The organism is Lactiplantibacillus sp. B652, from assembly GCF_023806745.1.
GTDB classification, from domain to species: Bacteria; Bacillota; Bacilli; order Lactobacillales; family Lactobacillaceae; genus Lactiplantibacillus; species Lactiplantibacillus pentosus.
The window spans coordinates 18,138-36,267 of record NZ_JAMSKY010000003.1 but is presented as its reverse complement, the minus strand read 5'-3'; the positions used below and the strand labels follow the sequence as shown (position 1 = coordinate 36,267).

The window sequence follows — 18,130 nt, the reverse complement described above, 5'->3', positions numbered from 1 at the left end:
TATTCAAGGATTCGCTGACATATCCAGTTAATCCCTAGTTTACCATATCCTAAGCGCTTTTAAAAAGGTCACACTTAGCATTCTATCAATTATTCTGATTCTTGAACGAATAGGAGTAAGCTCCCACCTCAAGATTGATGACACCCTTGGACTTCATCTTGGCTGAAATCCCCGGATAATAGGCCATCTTGCTAGCAAAAGTACTGATGGTCGCATACACTTCATTGCCATCATTCATATACAAGTGGACCCGTTCCGGATTCGATTTGTTCGGTGCAAACTTGATTTCAGAGATATTATGTTTGACCGCGGATGATAACTTCGCGTATTGGGCAATCATTTTCTCAAGCCGCTGACCACTCTTGAAATTGGCATAGATCGGCGAACCACCACCGGGCTGCGAATAAGTGCCCTTTAAAATCAACCCGTTCTCCAAGATGCGCCGGTAGTGTTGACCGGTTGATAGATAACCAGCGATGCGAATCTCTTTGACCGTCACTCGTACCCGATTATAACCAACTAACTGCGTGGTTACCTTGCCAATCTGAGGTTGCGCGTGGCGGGCGCGTTTGGTCGTCTGTTGATCATGACCAATCACGGACCAAAGTGCGACGCCAGTATCGATCTTAGTGGCCGTTTTGACCTGAGCTGTCGTTAGCTGGTTGGTCCCACGAACTGTGACCGCTTGAACATGGCTTAGTGGTGCGATAAAGTAGCCGGCAACCGCCGCACCAACTAAAAAGATACTCATCAGAATCGCGACCCGCTTGAACAGTAGCCGCCGCCGCTGCGTTTTCAGCTTGGGCAACTTATCACCGATTCGGAGTCGTTTACCCGACCACCGATGATGGCGCTTCTGTTCGGCACGTTGGTTCTCGGCCGCTTCACGCTGAAACCGTTCCCATGGGGTGAGCTGCTCCGGGTGCTCGCGTTCTTTCGGCTTTTTACGGAAAATGGCCATCACACCCACCCTTTCACTCTAATCTCAGTGCGACTTAACGACTGATTCTAAAACATGTAATAATTGGTCCGCTGCATCTGGCATCCCAAGCTTCTTGGCATTTGCTGCCATGGCTTCACGGTGCGTGCTGCTCTGCAATAATCGATCCAAAGCTGCGACCAGTGTTGCCCCGGTCAAGTCCGATTCTTTAATCAGTTCAGCAGCACCCGCATTAACAAGGCTCTGAGCATTCTTAGTTTGATGGTCGTTCGTCACGTATGGGCTTGGCACCAAAATCGATGGAATGCCCAACGCCGTAATTTCCGCAATACTGGTTGCGCCGGCCCGGCCAAGAATCACGGCTACCTCAGGCAAAATCGCAGGCATATTTTTGATATACGGTACGATTTTAACATTCGGTGCCAAGGCTGTCGCGGACAAGCCATCCTTAATCTTGTCATAATGAACCTGACCCGTTACGAAGAGCGTCTGATAATCGCGCTTGTCCAGCTCAGGTAAGGCTTCAACGGCCGCAGCATTGATCCGTGCGGCCCCCCGACTACCTCCAAAAATCAAAGCAGTCGGAATTTCAGGATCTAACTCAAACTGGGCCAACGCACCAGTCTTCTTGATATTCGCGACTTGTTGGGCGCGGGGATTACCCGTCATGACAACTTTTTGCTCTGGAAATTGTGACCGGGCACTCTCAAACGAAATCGCAATTTTGTCGACGAAGCGACTCAAAAACTTGTTCGTCACCCCGACCACGGAGTTTTGTTCGTGAATGACCGTTGGAATATGCATTTGGCTGGCCGCAAATACGACAGCCCCACTGACATAACCCCCAGTACCAACCACGACATCCGGTTTAAACGTCTTGATATATTTGCGAGCCGTGACCACACTCTTTAAGAACAGGTAGACCGTCTTCACATTTTGTAAGGATAACGACCGTTTGAAGCCTTGAATCTTGATCGTTTTAAAATCAATCCCGCGTTCGGGCACGATTCGGCTTTCCAGTCCGCGATGAGTTCCAACGAACTGTACTTGAGCTTCTGGATCGTGTGCTTTAAGCGCGTCGATCAGCGCCAAGGCGGGGTAGATGTGACCACCAGTTCCACCGCCAGAAATCATTAGTCGCATTAGTTTTCTTCCGCCTTTCCGGTTAATTGTTCGATGGCCTTGATAAAACGGTCACCGCGAACTTCAAAGTTAGGATACTGATCCCAGCTCGCACAAGCTGGTGAGAGCATGATAATGTCGTTGGCTTGACTGTGTTCCCAAGCAATCGGTACGGCAGTTTCACAATTATCGGTAAAGACAATGTCGTCGATACCGGCTAATTTACCAGCGTCCGCCACTTTTTGAGCAGTTTCACCAAAGACGATTAACGTCTTAACGTGTTCTTTCAAAGCTGGTGCTAGTTTTTCAAACGTATTGCCCCGGTCCAACCCACCGGCCAGTAGAATCACTGGTTGGTCAAACCCTTTGAGGGCCATTTCAGTCGAAACTAAGTTAGTTGCTTTGGAATCATTGTAGAATTGCCGATTTTGATACGTTTCCACGTATTGGGTCCGATGCCGAACACCTGAGAAAGTCTTCAATACTTGCACGATACCGGCCGTTGGCACCGCTTGGAGCTTGGCAACCGTAATTGCAGCCAATGCGTTCTCAACGTTGTGGTCGCCCGGAATCCGAATATCGGCTGCATCCATGATATATTCATCCTTAAAATACAGCTTACCATTTTCTTCGTAGGCACCAGCTTTCGTGTTCGCTTGCCGTGAGAATGGGACCACCTGTGCAGCTGACTGCTTGCTGAGTTCACGCCATTCTTCACTATCCCAGTTGATGACGAAATAGTCATCTGGCGTTTGGTTCATCGTAATCCGCATTTTGGCCTTAACGTAGTTCTCACGTGAACCGTGATAATCCAAATGGGTCGAATAAATATTCGTAATGACCGCAATGTGCGGGTGTAAGGTACGTATCCCGCAAAGCATAAAGCTCGACAGCTCCGTGACCATCGTGTCGGCCGCCGTCGCTTTTTGGGCGATTGCCGAAGCTGGCACCCCAATATTACCTGCCACGTAGGCCTTACCAGCATCCGCGCGCTGGTTTAACATCATGGTGATCATGGTTGTGGTGGTCGTCTTACCATTGGTTCCCGTCACACCGATCAATTCACCTTCCAAAATTTGGGAAGCAAGTTCCACCTCAGTAATGACCGGAATCCCCTTGGCCAAAGCACCACTGACGATTGGGTTAGAATACGGAATACCTGGATTTTTGACAACGACCTTAAAATCCTCATCCAGTAATGACAGTGGATGGCCTCCCGTAATCACTTTGATACCGTCGCTCAATAGTTCCTGGGCGTCCGGATTATCATCAAATTCCTTTTTATCGTTAACGGTCACAAACGCGCCTAATTTGTGAAGCAATCGTGCGGCGTTCACCCCACTCTTTGCTAACCCTAGAACCAAAACTTTTTGGTTACGATACTGCTCAACCGACTTCATAAACCAAGATCTCCCTGTATTGTTTATAGATACTACTTACGCATTGTGCTAGTTAATTTGTCACGAATCATGATTAAATCATGCCATTTCTAGGTTCAAAGGTCGCCAGCTGAGACCCGCTGAAAACAGTGCGAGTTAGCGTAAACTTGCTGTGGCTGACCATCCTAGGCCGACTTCCAGGTATTCTGAGCAATGGCCGGAACGTGGTGGACGCAGATTTAAGCCGACAAACCACGTCTTAAATACTGGTCTTTCACTAACCAAGCAAAGAACGCTTGCTAAGTGAAATTTCACCACTGGGCCTTGCCCAGAACACCTTCCAGCCGGTATGGTATTCGAAAGGCAGATAGGTGCGGACCAAATTTTTTATTGGATTGGTCGTTGGTTCTTAGTATACGGTCATTTTGACATTCAACTGTTAGACTAGTTGCCATTGGAATTAGTCAGTAATATTCAGGTGACCTCTTGATACTCAAATGCCATAAAGCATCAACGGTACCGATTAAGAGTCTGCCAGAAGGACCAGCCATTGAATATTCAGTGGTCAATTGTACCCGTATAGGTGGTTGTTCATCCGCCATTCGAGCGGCTTCCCGACTGGAGGGGCTGGCTGACAATGCTCAGTAGCCAAATTATTCTTAGTCGGAAGTGGTTTGCTTCCGGCTTAGAATAAGACTCGTATTTGAAATTGCGCAGTGATTTTCTGCGTAAGTTCAAATCGACGTCGGCTACGTTCCAGCAATTGTCAGCCGGCCCCGGAAGTCGGACTAGGACGAACACCGGCTGACGGACAGTAGGCCAAACAATTGGCGTGATTTAATCATCTTTAATGCTACAGAATAACTAGCACAACGCGTACTACTTAATTAACTTATTTATGTTACCACTCGACCAAGCGTTGGTCAGTAGTTGTTTGCCCAACAGACTGTCAGCCACTAGTCCCGTCACATAATTTGCGGCCAACTTTGCGCCATCACTTGATGCAGATGACGATTCAACGGGAACTAGCTGTATTCACTTTAACGAAGATATGTGCTGACGACCACTGGATAAACTGGGTAAAATTGGCCCGCAAAATACAATTATGTACGGTTGACTAGGAGTTATTTCCTAATCAACCCATTAAACGGCTTTGAATTAAACGATGCTTGCAACACTAATGATCGCTGCAACTAAACCGACTGACCAAAAAACAATGTCAATCTTCCATTCGCTCCAGCCCTTCATTTCGAAGTGGTGGTGAATCGGACTCATTAAGAAGATCCGCTTACCAGTCAACTTGAACGAAGCGACTTGTAAGATAACTGAAGCTGTCTCAATCACGAAGATAATCCCAATCAGTAACAAGGATAATTCATGGTGCAACAGAATTGAAACCGCGGCTAATGCACCACCGAGGGCCAAGGACCCCATGTCACCCATGAAAATTTTGGCTGGTTTGTGATTATAAACGAAGAAGCCCAGTAACGAACCGACAACGGCTAAACAGAAGAGCATCACGTTGTACTGGTGTTGGGCATGCGCAATGATGGCATACGCCCCAAAGGCAATCGTCGCCTGACCAGCAACTAATCCATCCAAGCCATCGGTCAGATTGACGGCGTTGGAGAAACCGACTAACCAGATGATGACAAAAATCATGTACCAGATGCCCAGTGACCAGTCACCAAGACCCGGAATACGTAGGGCCATTGGCAAGTGTTCGTGTTGATAAACGACCGTCAAAATTACAGCACCGACAATTTGGCCTAATAACTTTTGCCAAGCTTTCAAGCCTTCATTTTGTTTCCGCCATAACTTGATACTGTCATCCCAGAACCCTAAGGCCCCGTAGAGCACGAGAATGAATAACAGAATCCAAGTCGTCGGTTGCAGCTGGTGTTGCCATAACCCGACCCAGAAGGTGGTGATCAGAATCGCCACGATGAATAGCAAGCCACCCATCGTTGGTGTTCCTGATTTCTTTTCATGCCACTTAGGACCGACTTCGCGAATCATCTGGCCCTCTTTACGAGCGCGGAAATACCGAATCAATGACGGCATCAACGCGAATACAATTATAAAACCGCTGACTAGGGTTGCACCCCACACTAATAAACTCACAACAATTCTCCATTCTAAGACTTGATTACCTACTTCAATGTCACACTAATCGCTTGTTTGGCTTCAATCGGGTTGCCGGCCGTCACACTCTGCGTCTTGACATAACCGGTCCCACTTGTCGTGAGTTTGATCCCCGTTAAGGTTGCAAAATCAGCCACTTCACTGGCAGACCAACCAGATAAGTTCGGCATATACATCTGACCGTTCGTCACTAAGATGACCCGTTGACCACTTGAGACGACCGTGCCTGATGAAATCGACTGCTTGACCACACGGCTCCCTTTACCGACGACCACCACGTCTAAGCCCTGTTTCTTGGCAGCTTTTTCGGCTGCACTAGTCGACTGACTGGTCAAATCTTTCATCTTGACCGTTGCGGCCGTGGTTTCGCTAGCTTTTTGTTCTTCCAACGCACGTTTCATGACCGTGTCAAAAATCTCAGCCATGTCTTCTTCTGCGGAACTACCGTTAAGTGTCGGCTGTTTCATCGTAATGTACATAATGTACTTCGGATTCTTTGCCGGCGCCATACCAACAACGGAATACAAGTAAGTATTATCACCTTGCTCGTAGGTACTCCCGTTGCTGACTTGGGCCGTACCAGTCTTGGCAGCAATCCGATAACCCTTGATTTTGTAGGCCGTCCCGGTCCCATATGACTTGTAGACCACGTCTTGCATATGGTCAAGGACCTTGCTGGCCGTCTTCGAACTGATTGGTTGGCTGACGACCTTCTTTTTGCCCTTATAAACTGTTTTGCCAGTATTCGGATTAGTGATCTTTGAAATAAAGTATGGCTGTAACATCTTACCATGATTAGCGATGGCTGTGAATCCACGTAGCATTTGCATCGCCGTGACCTGAATCCCTTGTCCAAACGCTGTATCTGCTTGTTCGATTGGATACGTGAACTGAATCGACCCACTCTGTTCGTTGGCGAGGCCACTATTCGTACTCTCCCGCAGGCCAAAACGCTTGATATATTTCAACCAGGTCTTAGCACCCATCGTCTGTTCGAGTTGGGCCATCGCGGTGTTACTGGAAAGGGCAAATCCCTTGGCATAGGTGATGTTCCCCCAACCATTGGTATTCCAGTCCGGCACCGTGCTCTTACCAATCTTATATTCACCCGTTGGCACCGTCACGTTGGCGTTATACTTGCCACTATCAATGGCCGCCGCCATGGTGAAGACCTTCATCGTGGACCCTGGTTCGTAAGTATCTTCAACGAGCAAGTTTCGCCACATTTTAGATAAGCCGGACTTAGTTTGCGCATTGAAAGTTGGCCGTTGGGTCGTGGCTAGAATTGCTCCCGTCTTGGCATTCATCAGCGTTGCGGTCATTGACTTTGGCGATACCTTGGAATTAATCTCTGAAACCTTGGTCTCGAGCAACGTTTGCAGCTTGGAATCGATCGTCGTATAGACGTTATCGCCATCCTTCGCCTTTTTACCCGTCTCGGTCGTGCCTTGATAGCCACTCTTGGTGACCGTCTTACGGCCGTCCGTGCCGGATAACTGCTTGTTGAACGCTAACTCAATCCCCATCGAACCCGTCAGGCGGGTCTTATCCGTCCCTTTTTGTGACTTCGACGTGGTCAAGCCAATCAGTTGCGAAGCAAAGGTGCCGTTTGGATAGAGCCGCGCTTCTGATTCAATAAAGTGCAATCCGGGGACGTTCTGCGCGTCAATTTTTTCTTTGGTGGTTAGCGAGATATTCTTACCCGCAGTCCCAAACTCGATTTGGAACTTACCGGCACCCTTTTGTAGCGTCGCGAGCGCCTTCTTGTAACTGATTGGTAAATATTTGGAGAGCACCTTGGCAGCCTTGACCTTATTTTTGACGTACAACGCCTTACCACTCGCACTCCGTTGGTTTTTGGCCATGATCGCATAAATCGTATAGGTACTCGTATCCTCGGCGATTGGATCGCCATTCGCCGTATAAATCGTGCCGCGTTTGGCCGTGATGGTTTGATCCTCGGTATATAACTTCTTGGTTGCCTCAACCAAATTAACACCGTTCACGTGGCGCACGATCGCAATATATGAAAAACGAATGACCAAAACGCCAAAGACGGCAATCGCACCGAAAAATAGCCATTGGCCAAAGATTCTACGATTTTGTTTTGGTGTCCGTTTCGAAGTCATTCGTTGTTTGTTCTTATTCATTTGTAAACATTCCTTATGCTACCGTTGTTGAGCGATAACCCGTACTGCTTAGCAATTTTATTTAAACGGCTTCGACTGGAAAGTTCACTGATTTCTTGGGCGGCCGACGTATTCTTCGCCTGCACCTTCGACACTTTCTCCTGCACCGTCTGTAATTCACTTTCAGCGTTAGTCGCCGTAATGTTGGTCGACACTAACATAATGGCTAAACTGAACACCACCAAACTCAAACCAACACATAATACTTTTTCGAACATTGAGAATGCAACGCGCTGCGTCTTGATCGACGGGTTGGGGGTTGCAACAGTTGTCGTCTTATGTACCGGGGTGGTTGCGCCAGGAGTCTGTTGCGGCAGCTCCCGCGCTAATCCATTTTGGGCCATGTTAATCACTCCTTTAATCAATCCTTAATATTAGTTATTCGTCATCTTAATCCGTTCGATGGCACGTAGCTTGGCGCTGTGCGCGCGTCGATTGGCCGCAATCTCGTCAGCACTAGGTAAAATCGGCTTGCGACTGACGAGTTGGTAATCTGGTTGCATCTCAGCGGGAATCACTGGCAAACCAGGTGGTAGTTCCGGTAACGCACTGTGTTCTTTGAAAATCGTCTTGACTAACCGATCCTCCAACGACTGGAACGTAATCACGCTGACCCGTCCGTGGACGTTAATCAAATCAACCGCCTGTTCCAAAGAGGTCTCGAGGACGCCAAGTTCATTATTGACCGCAATGCGAATCGCTTGAAAGACTCGTTTGGCCGGATGTCCACCGGTTCGGCGCGCACGTGCTGGAATCGCATTTTTAATTATTTCAACTAACTGGCCAGTCGTCTCGATCGGTTGCACGGCGCGTTCACGCTCAATCATCCGTGCGACTTGCTTGGAGAATTTCTCCTCACCATAGCGGTAGAAAATCCGTACCAAGTCGGCATATGGCCAGGTGTTGACCACCGTTTTGGCCGTCAATGCCTGGCTCTGATCCATCCGCATATCTAAGGGTGCATCATAACGGTAAGAGAACCCGCGGGAGGCGTCATCAAATTGTGGTGACGAGACCCCTAAGTCATAAACAATGCCGTCCACGTGGTCCACGCCTTGTTCGGCAAGCGCCGACTTTAAATTAGCGAAGTTATTCTTGATAAACGTGACCTGACCACGTTCTAAATACTCTGCTAAGTTCGACTGATTGTAGTCGATCGCCGTCTGATCCTGGTCAAAACTGTAGAGATGTCCGTCCGGTCCGAGCTGTTGCAAAATCTCTCGAGAATGGCCACCCCCACCTAACGTGCAGTCGACGTAGATCCCATCTGGTCGGACATTCAGTGCCGCAATTGCTTCGTGTAAAAGTACCGTTGTATGTTCAAATGTCGCCACGCGTACGCCTCCTTTCAATCTATTCTAAAAGTCAATCAAATTCTCTGCCAAATCATCGAAGTTCGCTTCCGTCTCAGTCTCAAACTGTTGCCACTGTTCAGCACCCCAGATTTCAAACCGATCAGAAACCCCCACGATGACACACTGTTTCTCTAATTTGGCATACTGTCGCAACGTGGTTGGAATCATCACCCGCCCCTGCTTGTCTAATTCACACTCAGCTGCTGCTGCGTAGAAAAAACGGACAAACGCCCGGGCGTCCTTGCGTGTTAACGGTAAATCATCCAACTGTGCTTGCAGTGTTGCCCACCGTGCGGCTGGATAACCGAAAATACAGCCATCCATCCCACGGGTAATTACAAATGAATCTCCAAGTAACTCGCGAAACTTGGCGGGAATGATTAGCCGACCCTTAGCATCCAAGGCGTGCTCAAATTCTCCGAAAAACATCTTAGACGCCACGGCCAATCAACCCCTTTCATTAATCATAATTTAAGTCTACCACACCCCCCCACTTCCTACCACATCGTTTTGTTACTTTTCCAAATTGTTAACAAAATGTCAAAAAAAGCCCCACCTAACGTTGCTTTCGTTAGGTGGGGCTTAGTGGGGGAACTTTTTTCATTGTAAAAAGAAATGGCTGCCCAGTGCGAGCAAATAGACGACTAGCGTTAACAATTCCGTCCCGCGCCAAAACAGCTTGAAGAAGCGCCAGTATAGGATTTCTCCGCGTTCAACTGCCTCGATGATCGTCAAACCAATACCCAAAATCATCAGCGATAGGACTTCATAGGGCGCTAGCGAACTATCCGTTGCTTGTAAGGTTAGATAATGGGTGAACACCATTAAAAATGGGGGCCAAAAATCCATTAATCTTAATCCGTGCGGCCAAAAACGGTGCAATACTCGTTTCAGCACTAAAATCACGGCTGAAACGGCCGCTAATAAAATCAATTGTCCGTACCAGGTGGTCCATAAATCACGCATGTCCGTTCTTGCCTCCCCCATCAATGTCAGAATTGATTATAGCCATTATTGTTTAACTTTTCAATCATTCTAAACAGCCCTATAATAAGCTTAAACGTTTCATAGGAGGGATGACCGTTGCTACAATACTTCGCGACCGGCAAAAATGGCCTACTGACTACCCCTGACCATCAGCAAGATACGTCATATTGGATCAACGTTGAACGGCCAACGATTGATGAAATCGACCAACTCGTTGACCAATTCGACTTACCACGCGACTACTTAACGGCTGTCTTAGACGACGCCGAAGTTTCGCGCACCGAACAACTGAGCGCGACTGACGATGACCAACCAGTACTGATCGTGATGCAGTACCCCAAGTTAACGACGAGCGATTTAGGCTACTTAGAATTTCAAGTCTATCCATTTGCATTGATTTTAGTCGACCAAGTCGTGCTCACCGTCAGTAATTATTCAGCCAGCTTCATTCAAGATTTCGTGATGGACCCTGAATCATCGAAACTCAGCCTGGATAATCATGAAGATTTCGTACTTGCCATTATGTGGTACATCGAGCACAGCTTCGTGACGGCCCTCAACTTGATCAATAAACGGACCACGACCCTTGAATCTCATTTAAACCAAGCGACTCACAACGCAGAGCTCTTCCGGATCATGTCTTACCAAAAATCACTGATTCGCTTCAAGGCCGCCCTGCAACAAAACGGCCCAACCCTCGATGCCATTGAATCTTCAGTGGGCTACTTCACGGCCGCTCATCATCAGTCATTGACGGCTGATATTAAAATTGAGACCCAGCAAGCGCGTGATATGACCGACACGACCAATCAAATTCTGCAGCAATATAGCCAGCTCGTTGGCTCAGTGATTTCCAATAACCTGAACGATGTTATGAAATTTTTAACCTCTTTGACCATGGTCCTCACAATTCCAACGATTATCGGTGGCATCTACGGGATGAACGTCAAGCTGCCCGGTGCGAGCCTCGTCCACGCCTTTACCTGGATCATGGCAGGCACCATCGTCCTGTGTATCATTAGTATTGAATATTTACGAAATCATGACTATTTTTAATTTCAATTGAAAAAAAGTTGATTCCACGTTAAACTATGAAAGAATTACTCGAAAAGTGTGGTGCATACAAACAACATGAAGAAGAAATCAACCTTCCAAAAGATTACCATGGTCGTTATCTGGTTAATGATTATTTCAACAATTGGATCATTAGTTCTCACCGCCCTTTCTGGGTTGGGCTTACTGACCTTTTAATCAAGTCCAATTAACGGCTGCTATTCTCACAATCCTGTCAGTCCCACCGGTTGCCACGCGCATCCTGGGGCTGATTTTTTTGTGCGGATTTCTTTATGACAGATGGAAATTCAAAGTCAAGAGCGGCCAGCTGAAAACCGCTGGAAACAGGACCATCAACTAGATTGCTGTTCGTCTGCCAGGGACGCGCCTTATTCCGCCTTCCGGGGCCGACTGACAATTGCTGGAGCGCAGCCGATTTGAACTCACGCAGAAGACCACTGCGCAATTTCAAATTCGAGTCTTATTCTAAGCCGGAAGCAACCCACTTCCGACTAAGAATAATTTGGCTACTGAGCATTGCCAGCCAGCCCCTCCAGTCGGGAATCCGCTCGAATGGCGGATGAACGGCCACCCATCTGGGTACAATCGACCGCTGAATATTAGATGACTGGTCCTTCAGGCAAAGTTTAATCGGTATCGATGATGATTGATGACATTTAAATGCAGAAAAGATTGCCTGAATATTATTGATTAATTTCAATGGCACTAGTTTCAACGGACACTATTCACTATTCTTGAATTTAGTCGATAAAATTACCTTCATTTATAATTCGAGACTCGGCTACCTTTGGCAACTAGGGAAAATACAGACAAGTTCCGTGAAGCCGCTGAATTGAAAAGTTAAAACATGGGTAAGGGAGTTTTGCTATCTTTAGTAACCAGTCTGACAATTGACTATCAAAATGACCGTATGCTAAGAGCCAACGATTAATCCAACAAAAAGTTGAGTCCGCACATGAAAAATCAACTACATAATGTGTGTCTAGCATTAAATTCGTGTCCACTTCAACTCTGATGCCGATTATTTTAGCAACTTACCGCTGTCTCATCGCAAACTTAAGACTACAAAAAAATCAGATGAACAGCCCCTAACAGGATTGCTCATCTGATTTAGTTTTAACGCTTATTGCTAAATTTAGACATTAGCCAACTGACTATGGTGTTTCACTAGTTGGTGCCTCGTCCGCCGTTTTTTGACGGTAGACCTTACGTGGTTTACTGCCCTCGGACGGTCCAACCACACCACGCTCTTCCATCTCATCGACGATCCGAGCAGCGCGGTTATAACCGATTCGGAAGCGGCGCTGTAACATTGACACGCTCGCTGACTGCTGCTCGGTGACTAATTCGACCGCGTCCGCATAATATTCATCTTCACCATCACGCGGATCACCAGAACCACCAGCATCCGCCTCATCATCTTTGACTAACATACTGTCGTCATAATCAGCGGTCTGTTGCGACTTGATAAAGTTGACGATGGCTTCAACGTCACTATCTGAAATATAAGCGCCCTGTACCCGCAATGGTTTGTTCATCCCCATTGGCTGGTAGAGCATATCCCCACGGCCCAGCAACTTTTCAGCCCCATTGGTATCAATAATGGTTCGGGAATCGGTCCCACTCGAAACGGCAAACGCCATTCGGGATGGCACGTTGGCTTTGATCAAACCGGTAATGACATCCACTGAAGGCCGTTGCGTGGCCAAAATCATGTGAATTCCGGCGGCCCGAGCCATCTGACCCAAGCGAATGATGGCATCTTCAACTTCACTCGAAGTCACCATCATCAAATCTGCTAATTCATCGACGACGACAACGATATACGGCAAGACTGGCCGATTTTGGCCATCCGCTGCATTTTGTTGCCGGATATACTGGTTATACCCTTGCATATTGCGTTGTTTAGAATCCGCAAACAGTTCGTAACGCCGCTCCATTTCAGCAACCACTTTATGCAAGGCCCGAGCCGCTTTTTTGGGCTCAGTTACGACTGGTGTCAACAGATGTGGAATCCCGTTGTACACCCCTAATTCCACCTTTTTCGGGTCAATCAGCATGAACTTAACTTGACTGGGCTTCGTATTCATCAATAATCCCGTAATCATCACGTTAATCGCAACTGATTTCCCACTACCGGTTGAACCGGCGATCAACAGATGTGGCATCTTGGATAAGTCCGCAACGACCAGATTACCCGAAACATCGCGTCCTAATGGCACTGCCAGTGGTTTTGTTGGGTGAGCAGGCTGGGCCTCCACAATGTCACGGAATGACACCGTAGAAATTTGCTTGTTGGGCACTTCAATTCCAATCAGCGATTTACCTGGAATCGGCGCTTCGATTCGTAAATCTTTCGCCGCTAAGGCCAACGCCAGATCATCAGCCAAGTTAACGACCTTGCTAACTTTGACCCCGACTGCTGGGTGTAACTCATATTTCGTAACGGACGGCCCCAAACTGACATTTTTCACTTCCACTTGTACGCCAAAACTCGCCAGCGTTGTCGTGAGTTTCTGTGAGTTACTTTCAATCGTTGCATACTCATCACTTTGATCCGTTTTGGGAATCTTGGTCAGTAATGTTGGCGCCGGTAATTGATAATCCGCGTCATCCATGACCTCGGTCCCTTGCAAGGCTTGATCTGCTTCCGAGTCAGCGTTCGACTCTGTCGTTGACGCCGCATTGGATACTGGCGTTGCTTCACGGTCACTAGCAACGGTAATATTCAGATCCGCCTGTGACTTAGCTGCCGCAGAAGTCGCAGAACTTGGTGCTGCGGTTGCGCTAGTCGGTGCCGTTGATTTGGGCGCTTCTGAAGTCACCTCTGGCGCGGGTTTGGACTGAGCCGCATCCGCCTGATTGGCACGAACTTGTTGATGGACTCGCCACCGTGCAATCTGAATGCGAACCCAGTGTGCCAGTTGCTCGTAGCCAGACTGCAACTGATGCCCTAACTGAATCAGGGCTGCGCGTAACGCCTGCATCGTTTTATGGAACGGCAGATCAAACGTTACATACACGCTGGTAATCATTAAAATCAGGGCAATTAAAACGGTGCCGACATTGGCTAACAATGGATACGTCACACTGTACCCCGCAGCGCCAACTAGGCCACCACCGAGATTGCTAGCCATCCCCCCTTTGGCAAAGTCGTTTTTGATCAAATTCAAAGTCACACGCCAAAAATCGGTGTGGCGATTGAGGGCATTAAACATCGGAATTTCTAATAATAACAAATAGCTAAAGAAGAATAGATTACCACCGACCCACCAGCGCCAAGTTAACCGAGGCCAGCGCCCAAAAATCATTAAGTACACCATTACCAACAACGTGAGGCCTGCAAATATCTGATAGGCATTCCCGGCAATTGCCCGGAAAAATTCGGCGAATACCATCCCCACTAAGCCGACTTTTAGCAATGCCAGCACGGTAATCAGGAGACCAATCAACCCAATCACATTTCCGGTCATCTGCCGCTTGGCCGCCCCCGTTGGCTTCTTTTTACGCGTCGAGGTTCGGCGCTTTTTCGTTGTCGCTTGTCTACGCGCCACGCTTCGTTCATCCTTTCTCAATCAATACTGCTTCCATTATAACAAACTCAAGTTCCCCCGTCCTCATCAAAAAATGGCGAAATCAGCTAACGACTTGTTCACTTGCAACACTGGTTAAGCACGAGTTGTCGGACGATTTTAGTGATACAAACACGGTACCAACTCGATCGTGGCATTTAAACGGCTCGCTCAGTTTAGATTCTGGCGCGACGTCTGCATCTGGCTATTGACAATTTCACCTGACGAAGCCGGCCGCAATAACGCGAAAAAACGCACCCTAACGATTACCGCTAGCGCACGTTGGTGGTTACTTTAATTTGTCGTTTTCATAATGGTGCGACCGTTCCAGATTAGGAAAGTTTTGTTGCCGCAACGCTTCATAAATCACAATGGCTGCTGAATTCGAAAGGTTCAGCGCGCGAATATGTGAATCATCTTGTGGAATTCGAATCGCCTTTTCAGGATATTTCCGCATGAATGGTTCCGGTAATCCAGTCGTTTCCTTCCCAAATAGGAAGTAATGATCCTTACTCGTGTCGTGATAGTCGACATCGGTATAGTCATGTTCCGCGAATTTAGACACCAGGTAGAGTTGTGCCAGATCCGGAATGCTGGCTAAGAAGTCCTGCAAATCCGCATGATAAGTAATATCAACACTGTCCCAATAATCTAAGCCAGCCCGCTTTAAATGCTTGTCATCGATTTTAAAGCCTAAGGGTTCAATCAAGTGTAAAGCCGTATCCGTTCCCGCACACGTCCGCGCAATATTGCCCGTATTAGCAGGCATCAAAGGTTCAAATAATGCAATATGGTTTGTCAAAATAATCTTCCTCGTTCAAATTTAGTCTCTGTGCGAGGTTGGCGTCTCGCAATCTCATTAATCATACCATGTCTCAGCGCTGACCGCGAATTTTGCGGTTAGTACTCATTGTTCGCCTTCTTAACTAATCTTCGCTATACTAATCGGCGTACCATGTTAAAAGGAGGAATTTAAAATAATGAAAATTATGATTATCGGTGCCACTGGGATGGCTGGTTCTGCGATTACCAAGTTGGCACTTGAACGCGGCCATGATGTGATTGCCATCGGTCGTTCTGAAGAAAAGTTGGCGAACTTACCCGCTAATGCGCACTTAGAGACTCGCGCAAAGGACGCCTTCAGTTTGACCCTCCCAGAACTGCAAACAGTCGACGTTGTGGTTGACGCCATGGCAACTAGCCCTGACAAAGCCTATTTACACGTAGACCTTGCCACCAAATTAGTGAGTCAGCTGCGTGAACGTCAACAACCGCGGCTGGTCTTCATTCTCGGGGCGGGTAGTTTGACGACCGGTGACGACGCTCACCTCTTCGTTCATGATATCGAAAGTGACCCGGCCAACGCCTCATTCGTCGCCATTCCTCAAAATCAGTTAGCAGAATTGAATTTCTTGCGGACCGTTACCAACGTGGACTGGGTCGGCATCTCACCCGCCGCTAACTTTACTCCTGGACCCGCTACGGCCATCCAATATGGTCACGATACCTTGCTAACGGATGCCAATGGAGATTCAACCACCAACAGTGGCACGATGGCAGTCGCCGTGCTCGATGAGATTGAGCAACCACAACACCATCAAGAACGTTTCACGGTCGCCAATCAGTAAGCTTGATTTGGCGCTATTCTGAAATGGACCGCTTATTACAGCAAAATTAAATCAGATATAACTGGTAGTCGTTACAGCTGCACATCAATTTGCGCGGGTTGTAACGACTATTTTCGTCTCTGTCGGGTACCCCCCGTCCCTCACTGGTCTTTAATTAATTTTTCAGCAAAGCATGCTAAACTATTGCCATGCTAATTTGAAAGTGGGGATTTCATGCAGAACCGTTTATCAGGGCGCAATTTAGGCTTCATCGGAACCATGCTATTCGGCTTGTTCTTTGGTGCCGGCAATCTAATCTTTCCCATTTATCTGGGACAACAAGCGGGTCATCACGTTGGGTTAGCCATCATTGGTCTGTTGATTACTGGAATTGGATTACCACTCCTCGGGGTCATTGGTATGGGGCTGACACGCAGTCAAGGGGTGTTCGACCTTGCGTCCAACGTCAGCCGACCGTATGCTTATGGGTTTACCGTGCTACTCTATTTCACATTAGGACCCCTATTTGCGATGCCCCGGCTTGCCACGACGGCCTTCCAAATCGGACTGGCGCCGTTTTTGTCAACTAATGTACAGCCAATCGTGTTGCTGGGCTTCTCACTAGCCTTTTTCATCGTGACATGGTTGCTGGCTCGCAATCCTGGCAAAATCATGACCTATGTTGGCAAATGGCTGACACCAGCCTTTTTGATTCTGCTAGGACTACTAATGGTCGTGGCAATCGTCAAGCCGTTGGGGTCATTAAACGTCGCCGCTAGTGGCGCTTACGCCAACCACCCATTATTGACGGGCTTTACTGAAGGGTACAACACGATGGACGCCCTCGCGTCACTTGCCTTTGGGATCGTTGTGATTGATGCGATTCGTGATTTAGGCGTGACTGAACCGGGCCAAATCGCCACGGACACAATCAAAGCCGGCTTAATCAGCATGAGCCTGATGGCCGTCATTTACGGTCTGCTCGCAATCATGGGCACAATGAGCCTCGGACGTTTCAGCCACGCGGCCAATGGTGGCATCACGCTCGCGCAGATTGCCAACGCCTATTTTGGGTCGTTTGGTAACCTATTACTGGCACTAATCGTGATCATTGCCTGTTTAAAGACCTCGATTGGCTTAACAACAGCTTTTGGCGACACATTACACGGGATGTTTCCGAAAATTTCTTATCACTGGCTGATTACGATTGCTTGCCTGATTCCAGCAATTCTAGCAAACGTCGGTCTTACAGAAATGATTCGCTACTCGACACCCATCTTAATGTTATTGTACCCATTAGCAATCGTCTTGATTTTACTAGCCGTCCTGGCACCCTGGCTAGGCCAATCCAAGTGGTTATACGCAATGACGACTGCTTGGACAATGATTCCAGCAATCTTAGCCGGTATTAACGCGATGCCCGCTGCCTGGTTACACGCCGCTTGGCTACAGGCATTAATCAAACTAAATAGCTGGCTACCACTCGCCAACCTCGGCTTAGGCTGGAGCGTACCAGCACTAATCGGGTTTATCCTTGGCTTGCTACTGAGCCATCGCACGACCGTTCGCTCCTGAGCGACCTTAATACATTGAAACAACAAATAAGCAGACCAATGTCGCAATCGTGAAATTGATTGCGACATTGGTCTGCTTTCTTATCGTTACTCACGCAATATGATCGTTCTTATCTAGCATTGCTGATGATTAAATCATGCCCATTTTCAAGCTCAAAAGCAGCCAGCTGAGACCCGCTGGAAACA

At 47.8% G+C, this 18,130-nt stretch carries 15 protein-coding genes; 4 read left to right on the top strand and 11 right to left on the bottom strand.

What is annotated here, in order from left to right; translation table 11 throughout:
- Positions 1-85 precede the first annotated feature (85 nt).
- The 9 genes from MZO40_RS04995 to MZO40_RS04955 form a co-directional block, all read right to left on the bottom strand.
- Positions 86-961: a cell division protein FtsQ/DivIB gene (locus MZO40_RS04995; RefSeq protein WP_105961403.1), complete on the bottom strand. Its 876-nt coding sequence runs from the start codon at positions 959-961 to the stop codon at positions 86-88.
- Between the two features lie 24 nt (positions 962-985).
- Positions 986-2,083 carry an undecaprenyldiphospho-muramoylpentapeptide beta-N-acetylglucosaminyltransferase gene (gene murG, locus MZO40_RS04990; RefSeq protein ID WP_105961402.1) on the bottom strand — a complete coding sequence of 366 codons (1,098 nt, stop codon included), beginning with the start codon at positions 2,081-2,083 and terminating at the stop codon, positions 986-988.
- A complete protein-coding gene (murD, locus tag MZO40_RS04985; RefSeq protein ID WP_056952347.1) occupies positions 2,083-3,462 on the bottom strand; it encodes a UDP-N-acetylmuramoyl-L-alanine--D-glutamate ligase in 1,380 nt (459 codons plus the stop codon). Before murD ends, murG begins: the two co-directional genes overlap by 1 nt.
- A 1,137-nt stretch (positions 3,463-4,599) precedes the next feature.
- On the bottom strand, positions 4,600-5,565 hold the full coding sequence (gene mraY / locus MZO40_RS04980) for a phospho-N-acetylmuramoyl-pentapeptide-transferase (protein ID WP_122217801.1): 966 nt from the start codon (positions 5,563-5,565) through the stop codon (positions 4,600-4,602).
- A 29-nt stretch (positions 5,566-5,594) separates the two neighbouring features.
- Positions 5,595-7,736: a penicillin-binding transpeptidase domain-containing protein gene (locus MZO40_RS04975; RefSeq protein WP_105961400.1), complete on the bottom strand. Its 2,142-nt coding sequence runs from the start codon at positions 7,734-7,736 to the stop codon at positions 5,595-5,597.
- A complete protein-coding gene (gene ftsL, locus MZO40_RS04970; RefSeq protein WP_050338390.1) occupies positions 7,733-8,119 on the bottom strand; it encodes a cell division protein FtsL in 387 nt (128 codons plus the stop codon). The genes MZO40_RS04975 and ftsL overlap by 4 nt, the downstream gene beginning before the upstream one ends.
- A gap of 30 nt (positions 8,120-8,149) precedes the next feature.
- Positions 8,150-9,109, bottom strand: coding sequence for a 16S rRNA (cytosine(1402)-N(4))-methyltransferase RsmH (gene rsmH / locus MZO40_RS04965; RefSeq protein ID WP_050338389.1), 960 nt, complete (start codon positions 9,107-9,109; stop codon positions 8,150-8,152).
- Between the two features lie 24 nt (positions 9,110-9,133).
- On the bottom strand, positions 9,134-9,559 hold the full coding sequence (mraZ, locus tag MZO40_RS04960) for a division/cell wall cluster transcriptional repressor MraZ (RefSeq protein ID WP_031267795.1): 426 nt from the start codon (positions 9,557-9,559) through the stop codon (positions 9,134-9,136).
- A 171-nt stretch (positions 9,560-9,730) separates the two neighbouring features.
- Positions 9,731-10,096, bottom strand: coding sequence for a DUF3397 domain-containing protein (locus tag MZO40_RS04955; protein WP_050338388.1), 366 nt, complete (start codon positions 10,094-10,096; stop codon positions 9,731-9,733).
- Positions 10,097-10,213: 117 nt separating this feature from the next.
- Here MZO40_RS04955 and MZO40_RS04950 point away from each other — a divergent pair, with 117 nt between their 5' ends.
- Entirely contained in the window at positions 10,214-11,173 is a 960-nt protein-coding gene (locus tag MZO40_RS04950; RefSeq protein WP_088771085.1) for a magnesium transporter CorA family protein, read from the top strand.
- Positions 11,174-11,248: 75 nt separating this feature from the next.
- The gene (locus MZO40_RS04945) at positions 11,249-11,368 is read left to right on the top strand and encodes a DUF4044 domain-containing protein (protein ID WP_003645940.1); all 120 of its coding nucleotides are present in this window, start codon (positions 11,249-11,251) and stop codon (positions 11,366-11,368) included.
- Between the two features lie 977 nt (positions 11,369-12,345).
- Here MZO40_RS04945 and MZO40_RS04940 read toward each other — a convergent pair.
- Positions 12,346-14,745 (bottom strand): DNA translocase FtsK, encoded by a 2,400-nt coding sequence (locus tag MZO40_RS04940; RefSeq protein WP_105961398.1) that lies wholly within the window; start codon positions 14,743-14,745, stop codon positions 12,346-12,348.
- 307 nt (positions 14,746-15,052) lie between these two features.
- Entirely contained in the window at positions 15,053-15,565 is a 513-nt protein-coding gene (locus MZO40_RS04935; RefSeq protein ID WP_050338386.1) for a tRNA (cytidine(34)-2'-O)-methyltransferase, read from the bottom strand.
- 178 nt (positions 15,566-15,743) lie between these two features.
- Here MZO40_RS04935 and MZO40_RS04930 point away from each other — a divergent pair, with 178 nt between their 5' ends.
- Together MZO40_RS04930 and brnQ are read left to right on the top strand one after the other, a co-directional pair.
- Positions 15,744-16,391 carry an NAD(P)-dependent oxidoreductase gene (locus MZO40_RS04930; protein ID WP_105961397.1) on the top strand — a complete coding sequence of 216 codons (648 nt, stop codon included), beginning with the start codon at positions 15,744-15,746 and terminating at the stop codon, positions 16,389-16,391.
- Between the two features lie 213 nt (positions 16,392-16,604).
- Positions 16,605-17,945, top strand: coding sequence for a branched-chain amino acid transport system II carrier protein (gene brnQ, locus MZO40_RS04925; protein WP_088771082.1), 1,341 nt, complete (start codon positions 16,605-16,607; stop codon positions 17,943-17,945).
- Positions 17,946-18,130: the final 185 nt, after the last annotated feature.